13 protein-coding genes and 2 tRNA genes are annotated in these 18,482 nt (G+C 30.0%); all 15 read right to left on the bottom strand.

What is annotated here, in order from left to right; all coding sequences use genetic code 11:
- Positions 1 to 328: 328 nt before the first annotated feature.
- The 15 genes from murD to ACVHXK_RS17080 all read right to left on the bottom strand — a co-directional run bounded on the left by murD (position 329) and on the right by ACVHXK_RS17080 (position 18,482).
- Positions 329 to 1,702: a UDP-N-acetylmuramoyl-L-alanine--D-glutamate ligase gene (gene murD, locus ACVHXK_RS17150; RefSeq protein ID WP_461207630.1), complete on the bottom strand. Its 1,374-nt coding sequence runs from the start codon at positions 1,700 to 1,702 to the stop codon at positions 329 to 331.
- 115 nt (positions 1,703 to 1,817) lie between these two features.
- Positions 1,818 to 3,209, bottom strand: a complete 1,392-nt coding sequence (locus ACVHXK_RS17145) for a glycine--tRNA ligase (RefSeq protein WP_461207629.1) — start codon at positions 3,207 to 3,209, stop codon at positions 1,818 to 1,820.
- 510 nt (positions 3,210 to 3,719) lie between these two features.
- Positions 3,720 to 3,794 (bottom strand) — tRNA-Asn (locus ACVHXK_RS17140).
- A 357-nt stretch (positions 3,795 to 4,151) separates the two neighbouring features.
- A complete protein-coding gene (lysS, locus tag ACVHXK_RS17135) occupies positions 4,152 to 5,684 on the bottom strand; it encodes a lysine--tRNA ligase (RefSeq protein WP_461207628.1) in 1,533 nt (510 codons plus the stop codon).
- A 19-nt stretch (positions 5,685 to 5,703) separates the two neighbouring features.
- Positions 5,704 to 6,183, bottom strand: coding sequence for a transcription elongation factor GreA (gene greA / locus ACVHXK_RS17130; protein ID WP_461207627.1), 480 nt, complete (start codon positions 6,181 to 6,183; stop codon positions 5,704 to 5,706).
- A 99-nt stretch (positions 6,184 to 6,282) separates the two neighbouring features.
- Positions 6,283 to 7,107, bottom strand: coding sequence for a hypothetical protein (locus tag ACVHXK_RS17125; RefSeq protein WP_461207626.1), 825 nt, complete (start codon positions 7,105 to 7,107; stop codon positions 6,283 to 6,285).
- A gap of 62 nt (positions 7,108 to 7,169) precedes the next feature.
- Positions 7,170 to 8,150, bottom strand: coding sequence for a tRNA dihydrouridine synthase DusB (gene dusB, locus ACVHXK_RS17120; protein WP_461207625.1), 981 nt, complete (start codon positions 8,148 to 8,150; stop codon positions 7,170 to 7,172).
- A complete protein-coding gene (locus tag ACVHXK_RS17115; RefSeq protein ID WP_461207624.1) occupies positions 8,137 to 8,952 on the bottom strand; it encodes a type III pantothenate kinase in 816 nt (271 codons plus the stop codon). The genes dusB and ACVHXK_RS17115 overlap by 14 nt, the downstream gene beginning before the upstream one ends.
- A gap of 108 nt (positions 8,953 to 9,060) precedes the next feature.
- On the bottom strand, positions 9,061 to 10,731 hold the full coding sequence (locus ACVHXK_RS17110; protein WP_461207623.1) for a formate--tetrahydrofolate ligase: 1,671 nt from the start codon (positions 10,729 to 10,731) through the stop codon (positions 9,061 to 9,063).
- Between the two features lie 20 nt (positions 10,732 to 10,751).
- Positions 10,752 to 11,132, bottom strand: a complete 381-nt coding sequence (locus ACVHXK_RS17105; protein WP_461207622.1) for a thioesterase family protein — start codon at positions 11,130 to 11,132, stop codon at positions 10,752 to 10,754.
- Between the two features lie 158 nt (positions 11,133 to 11,290).
- The gene (gene ftsH, locus ACVHXK_RS17100) at positions 11,291 to 13,156 is read right to left on the bottom strand and encodes an ATP-dependent zinc metalloprotease FtsH (RefSeq protein WP_461207621.1); all 1,866 of its coding nucleotides are present in this window, start codon (positions 13,154 to 13,156) and stop codon (positions 11,291 to 11,293) included.
- Positions 13,157 to 13,227: 71 nt separating this feature from the next.
- Positions 13,228 to 13,770, bottom strand: a complete 543-nt coding sequence (gene hpt, locus ACVHXK_RS17095; protein ID WP_461207620.1) for a hypoxanthine phosphoribosyltransferase — start codon at positions 13,768 to 13,770, stop codon at positions 13,228 to 13,230.
- Positions 13,760 to 15,169 (bottom strand): tRNA lysidine(34) synthetase TilS, encoded by a 1,410-nt coding sequence (gene tilS, locus ACVHXK_RS17090; RefSeq protein WP_461207619.1) that lies wholly within the window; start codon positions 15,167 to 15,169, stop codon positions 13,760 to 13,762. Before tilS ends, hpt begins: the two co-directional genes overlap by 11 nt.
- A gap of 157 nt (positions 15,170 to 15,326) precedes the next feature.
- The gene (gene spoIIE, locus ACVHXK_RS17085; protein WP_461207618.1) at positions 15,327 to 17,723 is read right to left on the bottom strand and encodes a stage II sporulation protein E; all 2,397 of its coding nucleotides are present in this window, start codon (positions 17,721 to 17,723) and stop codon (positions 15,327 to 15,329) included.
- Between the two features lie 682 nt (positions 17,724 to 18,405).
- Positions 18,406 to 18,482, bottom strand: a tRNA-Met gene (locus ACVHXK_RS17080).

Here is an 18,482-nt window from a genome sequence, read left to right as displayed (position 1 = left end):
CAGGATCAAACTCTCAATTTGAAAAGTTTAATCTTTACTCAAAAATATATTTATTGACTGGCTTAAATCTCTGTTTAATTTTCAAAGACCAACTGTGCTACTCTTGCGCAGCGACAAGTAATATAATATCATATTTATTTTTTATATCAAATCTATAATTCTCTATATTTTTAAATTAGCTAACTATATCTAAACATATCTGCCTTTTTTGCAAAAATACATATATTGATACGCAAGGTAAAGTTTATGTCTAAAAGAAAGTTTTTGCAAAACAAAAACCTCCTAATTATGTATAACTAGGAGGTTTTTGTTAATTATTTTTTTCACTTTATTTTATCTCTTTTATAATTTCCTTAAATTTAAGTCCACGCAGAGCAAAATTTCTAAACATATCGAAGCTTGCACACGCAGGAGATAGCGTAACGATATCTCCTTTTCTAGCAATTTCTTTAGCTTTATAAATAGCATCTTCAAAAGAATCCACTAAATAAATTGGAATTTGTTTTCTTTCTTTAATATTTTCAAAAACCTTTTCTATTTTTTTCTTAGTATCACCTACAAGAACTAACTTCTTAATGTATTCATATCCTTCTTCTGCTAAAGGTTCAAAAGGAATCTTCTTATCATATCCCCCAGCAATCAGAATAACCTCTCTATCAAATCCTTTAAGGGAAGCTACCGCTCTAGTTGGACTTGTTGCTATAGAATCATTATAATATTTCACTCCATCTATTTCCTTAACATATTCGCATCTATGCTCTACACCTAAAAACTCTTTAGATACAGAAGCCATAGTCTCCTTAGATACAAATTTTGCAACCATACAATATGCTGCTAAAAGATTTTCCACATTATGCATTCCCATAAGCTTTATATCATCTTTTTCACAAACTTTATCATTTTTGAGATACAAACCTCCATTATCAAAGCAAGCACCATCTTCAATAACTTCTCTTATACTAAACTGCATTACTTTACCACTAGCTTCCATTACTAAATTATTTGTTAATTCATTATCTCTATTTAAAACAAGAGTATCGTTTTCTGTCTGATATTTATAAATATTCTTTTTTGAATCTACATACTCATCCATATCTTTATGAATATCAAGATGATTAGGTGATAAATTAGTCACTAGTGCATAATTTGTTGAATCAGTCATTGTCATCAATTGAAATGAAGATAACTCCAAAACTACCATATGGTCACTTTCCATTTCTTCAATATTAGAAAACAGCGGATTTCCTATATTACCACCAACCCAAGTTGTATATCCTTCTTTTTTTAACATCTCATATATTAAAGATGTTGTTGTTGTTTTACCGTCACTACCAGTAATACCAAAAGTAATAGCTGGGCAATACTTAACGAACTCCTGCATTTCTGATGTAATATATGCACCTCCTTCTTTAGCTTTGACTAAAGCAGGATGATCTATTCTCATAGATGGTGTTTTAAATACAACCTCAAACCCATGTAATTTATCTAAGTAATTTTTACCCAATTCCAATTTAACTCCAATTACATCAAATTCTTCTGCTATTTTCCCTAACTCTTCTCTATTTTTAGTATCAAAAGCTGTAACTTGTGCCTCTAATTTCACTAGAAATTTAATCAACGGAATATTACTAACCCCAATTCCTACAACGGCAACTTTTTTACCCCTAATATATTCTTTGAAATAAGAAAATTCTTTTTTCATACAAATACCTCCATAAATTTAAGAAATATTAATAACTCCAGTTTATTATAGCACTAAATACTTATCATGGTAAAACTTATAAATTAATAAAAACCCTTCTTACGAAGGGTTTTTATTAAAATTCCATTTTATCAGCCAAGAATGCTTCTAAATTTTCTATTTTTATTCTTTCTTGTTTCATTGTATCTCTATCTCTTACCGTTACTGATTGGTCTTCTAATGTATCAAAATCAATAGTAATGCAGTAAGGTGTTCCAATCTCATCTTCTCTTCTATATCTCTTACCTATACTACCTGCTTCATCATAATCTATATTAAATTTCTTACTCAATTTAGCATATACATCTAACGCTTCCTCTTTTAATTTCTTTGATAACGGAAGTATAGCTGCTTTGTATGGAGCTAAAGCAGGATGAATATGAAGAACATTTCTCACATCTCCATTTTCTAATTCTTCTTCATCATATGCATCAACCAAGAAAGCAAGAGTTACTCTATCAGCCCCTAATGATGGTTCTATGCAATACGGTACATATTTTTCTTTCTTCTCTGTATCAAGGTAAGTTAAATCTGCTCCCGAATGTTCTATGTGCTGTTTTAAATCATAGTCTGTTCTGTCAGCAATACCCCATAACTCTCCCCAACCAAATGGGAATTTGAATTCTATATCTGTTGTTGCATTTGAATAGAAAGAAAGTTCATCGTCTTCATGGTCTCTCATTCTTACATTTTCTTTATCCATACCTAGATTCATTAAGAAATTAAAGCAATAATTTTTCCAATACTTAAACCATTCTAAATCTGTTCCTGGCTCGCAGAAAAACTCAAGCTCCATCTGTTCAAACTCTCTAGTTCTAAAAACAAAATTTCCTGGTGTTATTTCATTTCTAAAAGATTTTCCTATTTGGCCTATTCCAAAAGGTATTTTTTTTCTAGCAGACCTTTGAACATTTTTGAAATTAACAAATATACCTTGTGCTGTTTCTGGTCTTAAATATATTTCTGCAGCTGAATCATCAGTAACTCCTTGATGTGTCTTGAACATTAAATTAAATCTTCTAATATCAGTGAAATTATGTTTTCCGCACTTCGGACAATCAATTTCTTTTTCATCAATAAAGTTTTTCAATTCTTCATTTGTCCATCCATCCGCCGTTTGATCATCTTTACCCTGCTCACATAAATAATCCTCTATTAATTTATCTGCCCTAAATCTCGCTTTACATTCCTTACAATCCATTAAAGGATCTGAAAAACCTCCAATATGTCCTGACGCTACCCAAACTTGAGTATTCATAAGAATTCCACAATCAACGCCAACATTGTAAGGACTTTCTTGAATAAACTTCTTCCACCATGCTTTTTTCACATTATTTTTAAATTCAACACCAAGAGGACCGTAATCCCACGAATTCGCAAGGCCCCCATAAATCTCTGAACCCTGGAATATGAACCCTCTATTTTTACAAAGTGCGACTATCTTATCCATTTTCTTTTCTGTTGCCATATTTACTACCTCCTTTATTATTATCCTTAATTTGAATTATTAATTAATTTTTATTTTTTCTCTATCACTGTACATATAATTATATAAATAAAAAAAGACCCAACTCACAAAGGGACGAATATATTTATCCGCGGTTCCACCCTTCTTAGCATTAGCTCTACTCAAAAAAACGTACTCAAAAGTTCCCTTCACAAAATAACTTTAACTACTCCCACCAAATGTAGTCTCTCTTTAAAAGTATATTTTATTACTCTTCTTTATCGAAGTACACATATAAATTTATTTATAAATAAATTCTATGCAAATAGCATAGAAAAGTCAAGTGTTTATTTCAAGAAAGTATATTGCCTATATAATATAAAAGCAGCAAATTTAAATCATAAATTAACCATAATATGCAAGCTACAGAATACTACATACTATCCTATAAATAATTACAGTACTAAATTTCATAGTATCCTAGTAAATCAATTGCAAAAACCTATAATTGTACTTAAAAACAAAAAAAAATGGCTCCGCGAAGAGGACTCGAACCTCCAACCTATCGGTTAACAGCCGAGTGCTCCACCATTGAGCTATCGCGGAACATTTACTACAAAGATTATTATATCAGCTTATTTACAAAAAGCAAGCCTTTTTTAATTAATTTTTGTTAAAAGAGTTGTTGATATTTAAATTACGGTTTAGATAACTAAGTTTAGTTCTTATAATAATAAAAGAGTCCAGAGTGCAATGAAGAATGATTCTCTTCATTCTTCGGGTATTCTTTCATTAAATTAAAGATTTTCTGAATAAAGTGAAGAAAATCAACATTAACTGCACATTGCAAATTGCACTCTGCACATTATTAAATAATATAAACCCATTTATGAAAACAATGCTTATTATTATCACAATCATCTTAAAACAGAACCAAATAAAAAAGCCCCTCAGGGCTTTTTTCTATTTACTAGGTTTCATTGTAGGGAAAAGAAGAACATCTCTAATAAAGCTAGAATCAGTTAAGAACATAACCAGTCTATCCACTCCGATTCCAAGTCCACCAGTTGGTGGCATACCTATTTCTAAAGCATTTATAAAATCTTCATCCATCATATATGCCTCATCATCACCAAGTTCTCTTTCTTTTAACTGTTGAATAAATCTATCTTTTTGAACTATTGGATCATTCAATTCAGAATATGCATTACATAATTCTCTACCGTAAATAAATCCCTCAAATCTTTCTGTTAGTTCCGGATTACCTCTCTTCTTCTTTGTTAAAGGTGATATTTCTACCGGATAATCAGTAATAAAAGTTGGCTGAATTAATTTATCTTCTACAAATTCTTCAAAGAATGCATTTAAAATATCACCTTTTGAACAATCCTTCAATTCCTTTTTCATAACTATTTCTTTTTCTTTTGCTAACGCTCTTGCTTCTTCATCTGAAGTTAACTCTGCAAAATCTATACCAGAATATTCTTTAACAGCATCAGTCATAGATATTCTTTTCCATGGTGGTTTAAATTCAATTTCAGTTTCTTCATACATTACCTTAGTTGTCCCTAGAACTTTTTCACAAATATATGCCACCATATCCTCTGTTAAATCCATCATATCATTGTAATCACTATATGCTTCATACAATTCAATGGCCGTAAATTCCGGATTATGTCTAACATCAATACCTTCATTCCTAAAGTTTTTACCTATTTCATAGACCTTTTCAAATCCACCTACAATCAATCTCTTTAAATATAGCTCAGTGGCTATTCTCAAATACATATCAATATCCAGAGCATTATGATGAGTATTAAATGGTTTTGCCGCAGCTCCACCTGCTATAGGCGAAAGTATAGGTGTTTCAACTTCTAAAAATCCTTTATTATCAAGATATTCTCTCATCGCCTTAATAATATTTGTTCTCTTTATAAACGTATCTCTAACATCGTTATTTACTATTAAATCAACATATCTTTGTCTATAACGTAAATCCGGATCTTTAAGACCGTGAAATTTTTCTGGTAATGGTTTTAATGACTTTGTCAAAAGCTCAAAATCCATAATCTGAAGTGTGACTTCACCAGTTCTAGTTTTAAACACAGTACCTGTAATAGCCACAAAATCGCCAATATCAAAAGTTTTATATTCTTTTAATTTCTCTTCTCCTACATTATCAATCTTTATGTAGAGTTGCATCTTACCATATCTGTCATGCACATCAGAGAATCCAGCTTTACCATGAACTCTTTTTGACATCATTCTACCAGCAATTTTTACTTCTTTTCCTTCTAGTTCATCGTAGTTATTTTTTATTTCATCTGAAGTGTGTGTTCTTTCAACTTTATACACATCAAAAGGATCTCTTCCTTCTTCTTGTAATTTAGATAATTTTTGTCTTCTTTCTTTAACTAAAACATTAAATTCTTCAGCTTCTTTTGCTTCTAGTCTCTGAGCTTTTATTTCTTCTTTTGTCAATTGCTTTTCTGACATTTGTACATCCCTCCATCTTTTATCTTAAAATTTCAAGTACCTCAAACTTATTTATTCCATTTGGCACTTGAACTTCTACTATTTCTCCAACTTTTTTACCAATAAGTGCACTACCCACTGGAGATTCGTTTGAAATTTTGAACTCCATAGGATTCGCTTCCGTTGACCCAACTATATGAAATTGTTCTACTTCATCATATTCATAATCTTTAACTTTAACTTTCGCTCCTATAGAAACTACGTCTTTTGGAAGATCATCTTCATTAATCAACTCTGCATTTATTAATTTAGTTTCTAATAATACAATTCTTCCTTCAACAAATGCTTGTTCATTTTTAGCTTCATCATACTCTGAGTTTTCACTTAAATCTCCGTATGAAAGAGCAACTTTAATTTTCTCAGTTATTTCTTTTCTTTTAACCGTCTTTAAATATTCAAGCTCGTCTTCTAACTTTTTCATACCTTCTTTTGTTATCAAATATTGTTTATTATTATTCATAATAATACTCCCCTCTATTTTATTTTATTTTATGTCAATTCTCAAAATTTATTGTATAAATATTAAATATAAATTAATATATTCAATAAGTCAACTTTTTTAATCTATCTCTATTACTCTGTTATTAAATTTTATTTTAGATATAAAAATATAATTTTCTTCTAAAGTAACCTCAAAATTTTTTCTATCTATATTTTTTATTAATTGGCCTAACAACTCTGGGGTTGTATACTCATCATTTTCAAGCCACGGTGTAGAATAATTAACATTATTAATCTTAATATTATTAGTTTCATCTTCAATCCATGAATTTGTTAAATACCAAATAGGACACTTCACATTATTTTTAATTATAGATGATGATAAAATAAAATCAGCTTTCTCAAAAGCATTTTTATCTTCATTTGTAATAATAGAAGTAACTCCGTATTTTCCTATCATCATATCTCTCCATTTATAAATCTTCCTTAATTCTTTATGAGCAATTAAAATAATATTATTATTATATTTACTTAATTCTTCAATTATTGCGTAATTATAATCATAGTTTGCATCATTTATAATAATGTAAGCATTTTTAATTGATTTATTATTTTTCATCAAATATAATTTAATGCTCCTTACTATACTATATGACAATACTTTCTTTTGAAAGCTTGATAAAATTTGATAATCATAAAGTCTATTTACACAAGGAGCATAACTAAAATTTTTATATTTACTTTGCAACCTATCCATATTTCTATAGTATGAATTTATATTATTGTTTGCAGGAAATTTGATAAAGACTATTTTAACATTTAAATCTTTGATATCTTTCTTATCTACAATAATAGTATTAACTCTATCCTTCACTTTCCCAAATAAAGAGTCTGAAAAATATGATTTACTAAAATCAGCTGAAATATTCAATATTTTGTCCATTGGCACACTCTATTCTAAAGTACTATATTCTACTATTATTAACAATATATAAAATTATTCATTTAAAATTCTAGTTTATTCAAATGTTTTACATATTCATGAAATATATTTATAACTTCGTCATAAGAGTTAGCTCCATTAATTTTATTTTTAATGTCTGTACAATTAGACAGCCCTTTTATATACCAGGCAGCATTTTTCCTCATCTCTCTAATTGCTTTATACTCTTCATATTTTTTCATAGCTTTTTCATAATGTATCAGACACATATGTATTTTTTCTTCTGGAGTTGGATAAATAATATTCCACCCATTAAAAGCGCTAATTATTTGACCTATAAGCCATGGATTGCCCATAACACCTCTTGCTACCATGACGGCATCACAATTAGTTAAATTCACCATTTTGACTGCATCCTCAGGGGTAAATATATCTCCATTTCCAGTAACCGGTATATTAACGTTCTCTTTTACCTTTTTTATTATGTCCCAGTCAGCTTTACCCTCATACATTTGCTCTCTAGTTCTGCCATGAATAGTGATAGCATCTGCTCCTGCTTCCTCTAACACTTTAGCGAATTCTACTGCGTTTATACTATTGCTATCATATCCTTTTCTAAACTTAACAGTTACAGGTATGTTCACTTCCTTTTTTATCGTTCGTACAATTTCTCCTGCTAACTTAGGGTTCAACATAAGGGCTGATCCTTCACCATTTTTAACAATTTTAGTAGCAGGACACCCCATGTTTATATCAATAAACGGAAATTCATAATTCTCAGTTAAAAATTTACTAGCTTCAGCCATTATAAATGGGTCATTACCAAAAATTTGAACTGCTGTCTTCTCTTTCGTCTTATTTGAAACTTCCAATAAATCTATAGTATTTTTACTATTATAAAACAGTCCTTTAGCACTTACCATTTCTGTATATAAAAGTCCACATCCCATATCAGCACAAATATCTCTATAGACAGCATCCGTAACACCTGCAAGAGGAGCCAAAAAAACATCGTTTTCTGTTATGATGCTACTTATTTTCATCTTGACCAACTTTCTTAATTACTTTCTTTTTATTCTTATCATAAATAATTTTCAAACCTAGCAGTGTTAAATTACGTTTTATTTCGCTTATAGTACTAGAATCATCTGCAATTAAAACAGATAAACCTCCCGTTGCAATTACATAAGGTTCTTTTTCCCCTAGCATAATCATTTCTTTTTTCATTTTATTTACTATATAGTCAACCTGTCCTATATACCCATATATTATTCCACTTTGCATACTACTAACTGTATTCTTACAAATTGCTGTTGGTGGTTTCACTAATTCAATTCTTGGTAATTTAGCAGCCCTTTCCACTAAAGCATTAACAGCTATTTTAATACCGGGACAAATAGCACCCCCTAAATAATCTCCACTTTCTGTTACAGCACAAAAAGTAGTGGCAGTCCCAAAGTCAATTATAATCAAAGATCTTTTATATATCTCATGAGCAGCTACAGCATTAACAATCCTATCTGCTCCAACAGATTTAGGGTTATCGTATTTAATGTTTATACCTGTTTTCACACCTGCCCCAACAACTATAGGCACTTGATTAAAATACTTTCTTACCATGTGCTCTATAGAATACATAATATTAGGTACTACAGATGAAATAATAACTCCTTCAATTTGTTCTGTTTTTAAATCGTTCATTTTAAATAGATTAAGAACTTGAATCCCATATTCATCAGAAGTTTTAGAGTGGTCAGTACTAATTCTCCATTGATATAACAATTCCTTATTATTAAAAATTCCTAAAACTATATTAGTATTCCCAGCATCTAATACAAATATCATGTAAATACACTCCTTAATAAAATACAAGAGCAGTAAAACTGCTCTTATAATGTAAACAAAGTATAACACTATTATTGTAACAATTGGATTTAATTTGTCAAGATAATTTTAAAACAGCCCTGTAATAGTGCCCTTTTTATCAATATCAATATTATTTGCAGCCGGAACTTTCGGCAAACCCGGCATTGTCATTATATTACCTGTAAGAACTACAATAAATCCAGCTCCACTTGAAACCCTAACTTCTCTAACTGTAATATCAAACCCTGTTGGCCTACCTTTTAAAGTCGGATTATCCGATAATGAAGATTGAGTTTTAGCAACACAGATTGGCATTTTATCTAAATTCAATTTCTCTATTTCAGCAATTTGCTTTTCTACTTCTTTAGTATATACAACTGAATCTCCCCCATAAATTTCAGAGTTCAAAATTGATATTTTCTCTTTAATAGTTAATTTTTCATCATAAATAAACCGAAAATTATTTTCTTTATTTTCTATAGCATCAAGAACCTTTTCAGCAAGTTCCACCCCACCTTCTCCGCCTTTTTCCCATACTTCTGTCAATGCTACCTCTACACCAAGCTTTTTACAAAAATTTTCAACAAATTCAACTTCTTCATCTGAATCTGATACAAATTTATTAATAGCTACAACGACCGGCACTTTATATTTTTGAATATTTTCTATGTGTTTTTGTAAATTTCCAATTCCCATACTTAATGCATCTATATTAGGAACAGAAAGCTTATCTTTAGAAACATCTCCATGATGTTTTAAAGCTCTTATTGTTGCAACTATAACAATACAATTAGGTTTTAATTCTCCATATCTACACTTTATGTCTAAAAATTTCTCCGCTCCTAGGTCCGCTCCAAATCCAGCTTCTGTTATTGCATAATCTCCGAGCTTCATAGCCATTTTTGTAGCTAAAATACTATTACATCCATGCGCAATATTAGCAAATGGTCCTCCATGTATTATAGCAGGAGTATTTTCAAGTGTTTGAACAAGATTAGGCTTAACAGCATCTTTCATAAGCATTGCCATTGCACCCACTACTTCTAATTCTTTGCAATACACTGGTTCCCCATCTAAATTATAAGCAACTAAAATATTGCCCATTCTTTCTTTCAAATCCATCAAATCTGTTGCTAAACATAATATTGCCATAATTTCAGAAGCTACTGTAATCATAAATCCATCTTCTCTTACAAATCCATTTACTTTTCCACCCATACCAACAACTATATTCCTTAAAGCTCTATCATTCATATCAAGCACTCTTTTAAATGCAATTCTTCTTGAATCAATTCTCAATTTGTTCCCTTGATGAATATGGTTATCTATGGCTGCAGATAACAAATTATTCGCAGATGTTATAGCATGCATATCTCCAGTAAAGTGTATGTTAATATCTTCCATAGGAACCACTTGTGAAAATCCACCACCTGCTGCCCCTCCTTTAATTCCAAAAACAGGACCTAAGGATGGTTCTCTTAGGGCTATTACTGCTTTATTGTTAAGTTTCCAAAGTGCCTGACCTAATCCAACAGTAACTGTTGATTTTCCTTCACCTGCTGGAGTTGGATTAATAGCCGTTACTAATATAAGCTTACCATCTTTTTCTTCTTTTCTTGCTTCTAGAACATCAAGATTAATTTTACATTTATACTTTCCGTATAATTCTATATCGTCTTCAGATAGTCCCATTTTTGCTGCCACATCTTTAATATGTTTCATTTTACAATTTTGTGCAATTTCAATATCACTTTTCATTGATAACACCCCTTATTTTTTTATAATTTTGACATAAACTTTTCTATATCAATTATAAATCTCTCATGTATACCTCCACCTATTTTTCCAATCTCATCAAACGCTTCTACAGCAAACACAAGTCTCCTATTGTCTATTTCTATAAGCTTAGTATTACAAACCACGCTCATTCCAATCGGTGTAGCTTTAATATGTTTAATATTAATAGTTGTCCCGACTGTTGCAATTCCTTCTGGCAACAAAGAAGCGACACTTTTTTGTGCCGTATTTTCCATAAGTGCAATCATAGACGGAGTAGCAAATACTTCTACTAGCCCTGAACCAACATTTGCAGCTGTATCTTTATACTCTACTAAAATCTGTTCTTTTCCTTCTATTCCTGTCTGTAAGTTAATTTCCATTTAATCACCTCATAATCTTAATATTATTATTTTACCCAAAAATATATCTTAATTACAATAGTAAATCTTATATTGTTTTATTAATCTTAACTTTATATATGCAAAAATACCCTATATTGCAGAATAATAAGTCTCTGCTATATAGGGTGCTCTGAATTTTAAATTTCTTTCTTGTCAAGTTCTATCTTAGGTAAATCTTGTAGTTTTATTTCATCCTCTTTAGGACCATCTACAATAGCATAGAATTCTTCTCTATCAAGTTTTTCTTTTTCAAGAAGTGCTTTAGCTACTGCGTGAAGTTTATCTTCATGTTCCTTAAGTAAGTCAATTGCTTTATCATAAGCTATATCAACAAGAATTTTTACTTCTTTATCTATTTCGAATGCAATTTCTTCACTGTAATTTTTAGTTTTACCAAGCTCTCTACCTATAAATACCTCATTATGGTCACTTCCATAAGTAATATTTCCAATCTTATCACTCATACCGTATTCCATAACCATTTTTCTTGCTATAGCAGATACTCTTTGAATATCATTAGAAGCACCAGTACTGATATCTCCTAAAATAAGTTTCTCTGCAGCTCTACCACCTAATAAACCTACCATCTCATCTTTTAATTTAGCCATAGACATGTAAGAGGTATCTTTTTCAGGTAGATGCATAGTATAGCCACCAGCCATTCCTCTTGGTATTATTGATATACCATGAACCGGGTCAGAGTGTGGAGAATATCTCATAGTTACAGCATGACCTGCTTCATGATATGCTGTAAGTTTTTTATCTTCCTCATCAATAACTCTACTTTTCTTTTCTGGTCCAGCTATAACTCTTGTAACAGATTCTTCTAACTCATCCATAGTAATTTCTTTTTTTCTTCTTCTAACAGCAAGTAATGCTGCTTCATTTAAGAGATTTTCCAAATCAGCTCCTGTAAATCCAGGAGTTTGTTTTGCTAGAATATCAAGCTTTATATCTTCAGCTAAAGGTTTATTCTTTATATGCACTTTAAGAATTTCTTCCCTTCCTTTAACATCAGGAACTCCTACAAGAATCTGTCTATCAAATCTTCCCGGTCTCAAAAGTGCTCTATCTAATATGTCAGGTCTATTTGTTGCAGCTACCAATATAATCCCTTCATTAATCCCAAATCCATCCATTTCAACTAGTAATTGGTTTAATGTTTGTTCTCTTTCATCATGTCCTCCACCAAGCCCCGCTCCTCTTTGTCTTCCCACAGCATCAATCTCGTCTATGAAAATAATACAAGGAGAATTTTTCTTTGCTTGCTCAAACAGATCTCTAACTCTCGATGCACCAACACCTACAAACATCTCTACAAAATCAGATCCAGATATACTAAAAAACGGTCTCCCCGCTTCTCCAGATACAGCCTTTGCTAATAACGTTTTACCTGTTCCAGGAGGTCCAATCAAAAGTATTCCTTTAGGTATTCTTGCACCCATTTCTAAATATCTCTTAGGATTAGTCAAAAAATCAACTATCTCTTCTAATTCCTGCTTTTCTTCATCCGCTCCAGCAACATCTTTAAATGTAACTCTCTGCTTTTCTGGTGTAGCCATTTTAGCTTTACTTTTGCCGAAATTCATTACACCTCTGTTGCCACCGCCACCTTGTGATTGTTGCATAAACATTAACCAAAAACCAACAAGCATAATAATTAAAATTATTGTTGGCAGAGCGCTTACCCAAATAGGCCATGTTGTAAGAGCTTCATATCCTATTGCCACATCTGCATTGGGATTTGCCTTTAAAAAATCACTAAAAACTTCTTCTGGTACTGTAGTTTCAAAAGTTTCTCCACTTTGTTTTATGCCAATTAAAGTTCTTCCATCATCCTGTATTTCGACCTCTTCAATACCATTGTCAAGCCATAATTCTTGAAATTCCGGTTTATATCTTAAAGAAGCACTGCTTCCATTACCATCCGAAAGAACTAAAGTAGCTAAAACTACCATTATTAATACAATTATCCATATCGTAGCACTTGAAAACTTCTTCATTTTCGGCCCCCCTTCACTGAGTTATACTATAAGATTTTAACATATTAAAAATCATATTACAACAGTAACTATTATTTGTTAGCGTAAACCTCTTCCTTTAATATCCCTATAAAAGGTAAATTCCTATATTTTTCTGCATAATCCAATCCATACCCAACAAGAAAATAATTTGGCACTTCAAAACCTATGTATTTCACATTAATATCGACTTCTCTTCTCTCTGGCTTATTCAATAGACAAGCTATATCTACACTATTTGGATTCCTTGATTTAAGGTACTTTATTAAGTATTGAAGAGTATATCCTGAATCAATAATATCTTCAACAATTATTACATCTTTACCTGAAATTTCATAATCTAAATCTTTAAGAATTCTTACAACACCAGAAGTTTCGGTAGAATCTCCATATGAAGAAACCGCCATAAAATCTATCTTACAATATATATCTATTTCTTTTATTAAATCAGCCATAAATGGTACAGACCCTTTTAAAACTCCTATAAGCAACAAATCTTTTCCTTCATATTCAAGACTAATTTGTTTACCTATTTGTCGTATTTTCGCTCTCAACTCATCTTCATTCAGTAAAACTTCTTTTATATCATTTTTCATTTAAACTATCCTCTCTTTCAATTATTATTCTTAATATTTGCTTTGTAGTATTAGTAATTCTATATTTTTCACTGATTCGATAACCAACAACCCAAGCTATTTCATCATCAAAACAAATTAGCGGAATATTATTTCTTTCTTCTTTAGAAATTTTTAAATCCATGAAAAAATCTTTTAATTTTTTTCTTCCTTTCATTCCCAAAGGATAAAATTTGTCACCATTTTTTCTATACCTAAGTATTATATCATTATTTATATTATCAAAATTAAAACTTTTTATTAACTTTTTATCATTATAAATGGCTTTATCATTTCCACAAACCTCTAAAGTTATTCTTATATCTAATTCATCTATTATATTAGTCTTATTCAATTCTAACTTATAAACCTTTTTTTCATCTGAAAAAGTACAATTTTGCAAACTATCTTTTTTAGATAATTCAATGTCATCGTAATTATTATATGCAACAAGACTACTTGGCATATATATTTTTTTACCTGTACTATTTTTTTGTAAATCTATTAAATCATATATATTACTCTTTTGAAAATTGTTTAAATTTCCTACAACCGCTTCTATGGACAATCTAATAACTCTTGTTAAAATAGCTTCTTCGAGAAAAAATGCTTCTTTCTTAATTATAACCTTATTTTTTTTATTCTTACAATATTTCTGAAAATTGTCATATGCTATTTTTTCCAGATAGTTTTCATCCACACTTACTGTATCTGAAAATCTAATCACTGTATTTATAATATTTTTATTAAAATTCTCTTCTATATATGGTATTAAGTCTAATCTTATTTTATTTCTTGAATATATCCTTTCATAGTTTGTTTTATCTATTTTAGGTTTCAATTTCATCGTATCACAATACAGTTCAATTTCACTACGCATAAGTTTAAGTATTGGTCTTATATACACTCCGTCCCTTATATATTTAATGCCCATCAATCCTTTGAGTCCTGTTCCCCTAATAAACCGCATAAATACAGTTTCTGCTTGATCATTGGCATTATGAGCTAAAGCTACTTTATCTGCATTCAGTTCAATCATTAATTCTTCAAAGAAATCGTATCTAACTTCTCTACCGGCCATTTCTGAAGAAATACCTTTTTCACTTGCTATCTTTTTTACATTTATTCTTTTAACAAACAATTCTACATCAAATTTTTCACAAACATCTTTAACATACTGTTCATCTTCATCCGCTTCATTTCCTCTTAGACAATGATTTATATGTGCTGCATATAATTGTATCCCCAACTTATCTTTCAGCGAATGTAGCATATGCAAAAGACAAACAGAATCAGGTCCACCCGAAAGCGCTATTATAACACTATCACCAGGTTTAATCATCTCATACTCTTCTATAGTATTTAACACTTTATTTATCAACAATTACACATCCCTTATTTGGAATTAATCACAAAGTTTTTCAGAATTATTTTAACATATAATATAAAATTAATATAGCACAAATACTTCTTTACATTAATAAGGTACGTAGTTTTATAATATAACACCACATACCTCAGTTTCATATATAATTTTATTAGTATAAATTATATACTTTAATAACTATTGCACTCATATCATCTTTAACTTTACCGCCTGATAATACTTTTGCTGTTTTCAAAATATCTTTAGATAATTCTTCCGGTTTATTAATTTGTGTTTTCTCAAGATATTCCACTAACCATTCATACTTTCCTGTATTCTTGCTATTTATATCTAGCACTCCATCTGTCACCATAACAATGATATCTCTGTTTTCTATCTTCATTTTAAAACTGTCTATATCCAGCTTATCCATAACTCCCATAGGTAACGTTTTAGACTCAACTACTTCTACTTTGTTTTTTCTCATTAAAAAGCTAGCCACAGCTCCAACTTTCATAAAATCTATATCTCCACTATACAAATCTAAATTCATCAAATCAAGTGTAGCAAATCTTTCATCTTCTGAAAATTTAAAATTCATTATTGAATTTACTGTATGTAACGCTTTCTTCTCTTCAAAACCATTTTCGATAATCTCTCTAATTAAATTTACTGTAGAACTACTTTCTAGTCTAGCCTCTTCTCCAGAACCCATACCATCGCTAAGCAAACTCACATAATTACCATCACTAAGTTTTCCATAAAAAAAACTGTCACCGTTACTTTTGTTTCCCTCTTTGTTATAAGACAAACCATAGCTAGACACGTAATATTTAGGAGTTTCTTCAAAATTTACATTGCATAGGCCTTCTTTGTCAATATTACAACTTTCATTACCTACACACATAGATTTATCCAAAGTTTCATTGATTAAAGGTAAAATTTTCTTCACGCAAAGATGTTTCCCTCTACATGACTCAAGTTTAACATTCACTCTCGTTCTACCATTCTTGTCTTTAATGCAATATAAATCCACTATTCCAATATTAAGGTTTTTAAAAGATTTCCTTAGTTTTCTCTCATTTTCTAAATCCAAGTTAAAATCTTGCTGAAAATCATCTGCCAAGGTTCCTATATATGAAGATATATTATTTATATGATTAGATAATAGCTCTCTTGTTTCCGCTAATCGTTTTCTTTCCATTTCATTTATAATATGCCCATTAACTATTTGCTCCGTACTATTTAGTAACTGAGTTCTTTTTAAACATTTCCTTTCAATTTCTTTCGGAAGAATACCCTTTTTACCTTCTTCATAATTTTGAATAAGTTCTAAGAATGCACAATAGGTATAATAATTCTCCCTAGACCAACATATCTTGTTCATATCACAATTAGAACAAACCCTAGATGCTAATCTCTCTATCAAAATTTCACTTTTACCCTTAAGCATTAATTTATCATTTTCTGATAGATTCGTAAGTACAGATGCTGTACTATCTAAAACTTTAGAATATCCACATAACCTTCCCGACAATTCTTCCTTAATCTTCTTAGAATAATCACTATTCAAATACTCTTGTTTTTTTTCCCAATCTAGTTCCAACAAGACCTTACTGTATATTTTACTTGGTAAAATCAGAAATACAATTAAAGCAACTATCATTTCCATAAACTCGAATTCTACATTTATATTTGTATATAACCTTATTATTAAAAATGATATTAGAGCACAGCATCCCGCTACCCATTTACCCGTTTCTTTAAATAAACCAGTAATCAATCCACATACCCCGAGTACACTTATATAAACTAAAATATTATTTGATGACATTCCTATAATAGTCCCAAGAGCTATACCACTAGCTCCTCCTATGCTAGGTCCATTAATATATGAAATAAGTATTATGAAAAAAAGTGCTAAAATGTTTTGCAAATATATATCTTTAAAATTCACTCCCCAAGTACCAGCTATTATTAATGATACTACTATCGCCATATTTAAAATCTCTTCGCTTTTATATAAATGCCTAATTTTCAGATTTTTAATACATACTATTGATTTTCTAATAATAAAATATAAGGGGACTATACACATCATTTGAAGAAAAGAATAAAAAAAAGCCATACTTATATCCCAACTTTTGAATATAACCTCTCCAACGAACAGCTCCAAAAAAATTACACTTGCCAAACTTATAGTTTTTATTTTTGTTGAAAATCTATTGTTGAAATACGCTAATATAGTAATACTACAAAGTATTACTATATATATTAGAACACTACTAATTCTATTTAACAAAAATAAATACCCTAAAACACCTCCTGATAATGCACCTATCAAAAGTTTATCTTCTTTATAATCTGTCATTACCGCTAAAAAACAAATTCCAAAGGGAGCTATTGTATTCTGAACATTAACCAATATTACTCTACTGACTAAAAACGATACTATAAATACCATCAACAAAGATTTTAAATTTGTTTTTGTTATTTTATGCACAGCATAATTATCATTTTTAGTTTCCTTTGCTCTTTTATATGTAGATATATCTATTCCGTATTGCACTACAACACCCCCAAATATAATTGATAAAATATATTATACATTATTTACCATCAAATATTTGTCATTTGTTGTTTTCTTATTACTAGAATCGTAAGACATTTAATTATACTAAAATTAGTTTTATAGCTAATGACGCTAATTTTATATTAAATTTTATCTTTTTTTTATTTTTTCCCTTTATATAGACAAATTTGCATTAAAGACAAGTACAAGGTCAAAGGCAAAGACAATGCACAATGCACAATGCACAATGCACAATTGTGGATGATTTTCTTCCCGTTGGTCAGAAAATCTTTAATTAAATAAAAACTTTTCTTAAGAATAAAGAAAATCATACACCTTCCGACTCTACATAATAAACAATTTCTTTAGTTCCTTATCTTTTTATATTTTTATATTTTTTTTATATTTTTTTATCTTATAGATCTTTTAATCTTTTAAATCTCTTATCTTTTAAATCTCTCATCTTTTAAATCTCTCATCTTTTAAATCTCTCATCTTTTAAATCTCTTATCTTTTAACTGCACTCTGCACTCTGCAAATTGCACTCTATATTCTATATGAAGCACTCTGCAAATTGCACTCTATATTCTATATGAGGCACTACGGAAATTTAACTTTTATTTTAAAAAAATCTCTTTTTTAGACAAAAATAAAAAGTACACATAATGTGTACTTTATTTGGTAGCGGAAATAGGACTTGAACCTACGACCCACCGGGTATGAACCGATTGCTCTAGCCAGCTGAGCTATTCCGCC

It is taken from the genome of Clostridium sp. DL1XJH146, assembly GCF_054819755.1.
The sequence above is the reverse complement of the archived record's forward strand: the minus strand, read 5'-3'. Positions and strand labels throughout refer to the sequence as shown.

Coding starts and splice junctions, on each gene's coding strand:
- murD (WP_461207630.1), bottom strand. CDS start 1,702: ATGAAAAAAGAATTTTCTTATTTCAAAGAATATATTAGGGGTAAAAAA.
- ACVHXK_RS17145 (WP_461207629.1), bottom strand. CDS start 3,209: ATGGCAACAGAAAAGAAAATGGATAAGATAGTCGCACTTTGTAAAAAT.
- lysS (WP_461207628.1), bottom strand. CDS start 5,684: ATGTCAGAAAAGCAATTGACAAAAGAAGAAATAAAAGCTCAGAGACTA.
- greA (WP_461207627.1), bottom strand. CDS start 6,183: ATGAATAATAATAAACAATATTTGATAACAAAAGAAGGTATGAAAAAG.
- ACVHXK_RS17125 (WP_461207626.1), bottom strand. CDS start 7,107: ATGGACAAAATATTGAATATTTCAGCTGATTTTAGTAAATCATATTTT.
- dusB (WP_461207625.1), bottom strand. CDS start 8,150: ATGAAAATAAGTAGCATCATAACAGAAAACGATGTTTTTTTGGCTCCT.
- ACVHXK_RS17115 (WP_461207624.1), bottom strand. CDS start 8,952: ATGATATTTGTATTAGATGCTGGGAATACTAATATAGTTTTAGGAATT.
- ACVHXK_RS17110 (WP_461207623.1), bottom strand. CDS start 10,731: ATGAAAAGTGATATTGAAATTGCACAAAATTGTAAAATGAAACATATT.
- ACVHXK_RS17105 (WP_461207622.1), bottom strand. CDS start 11,132: ATGGAAATTAACTTACAGACAGGAATAGAAGGAAAAGAACAGATTTTA.
- ftsH (WP_461207621.1), bottom strand. CDS start 13,156: ATGAAGAAGTTTTCAAGTGCTACGATATGGATAATTGTATTAATAATG.
- hpt (WP_461207620.1), bottom strand. CDS start 13,770: ATGAAAAATGATATAAAAGAAGTTTTACTGAATGAAGATGAGTTGAGA.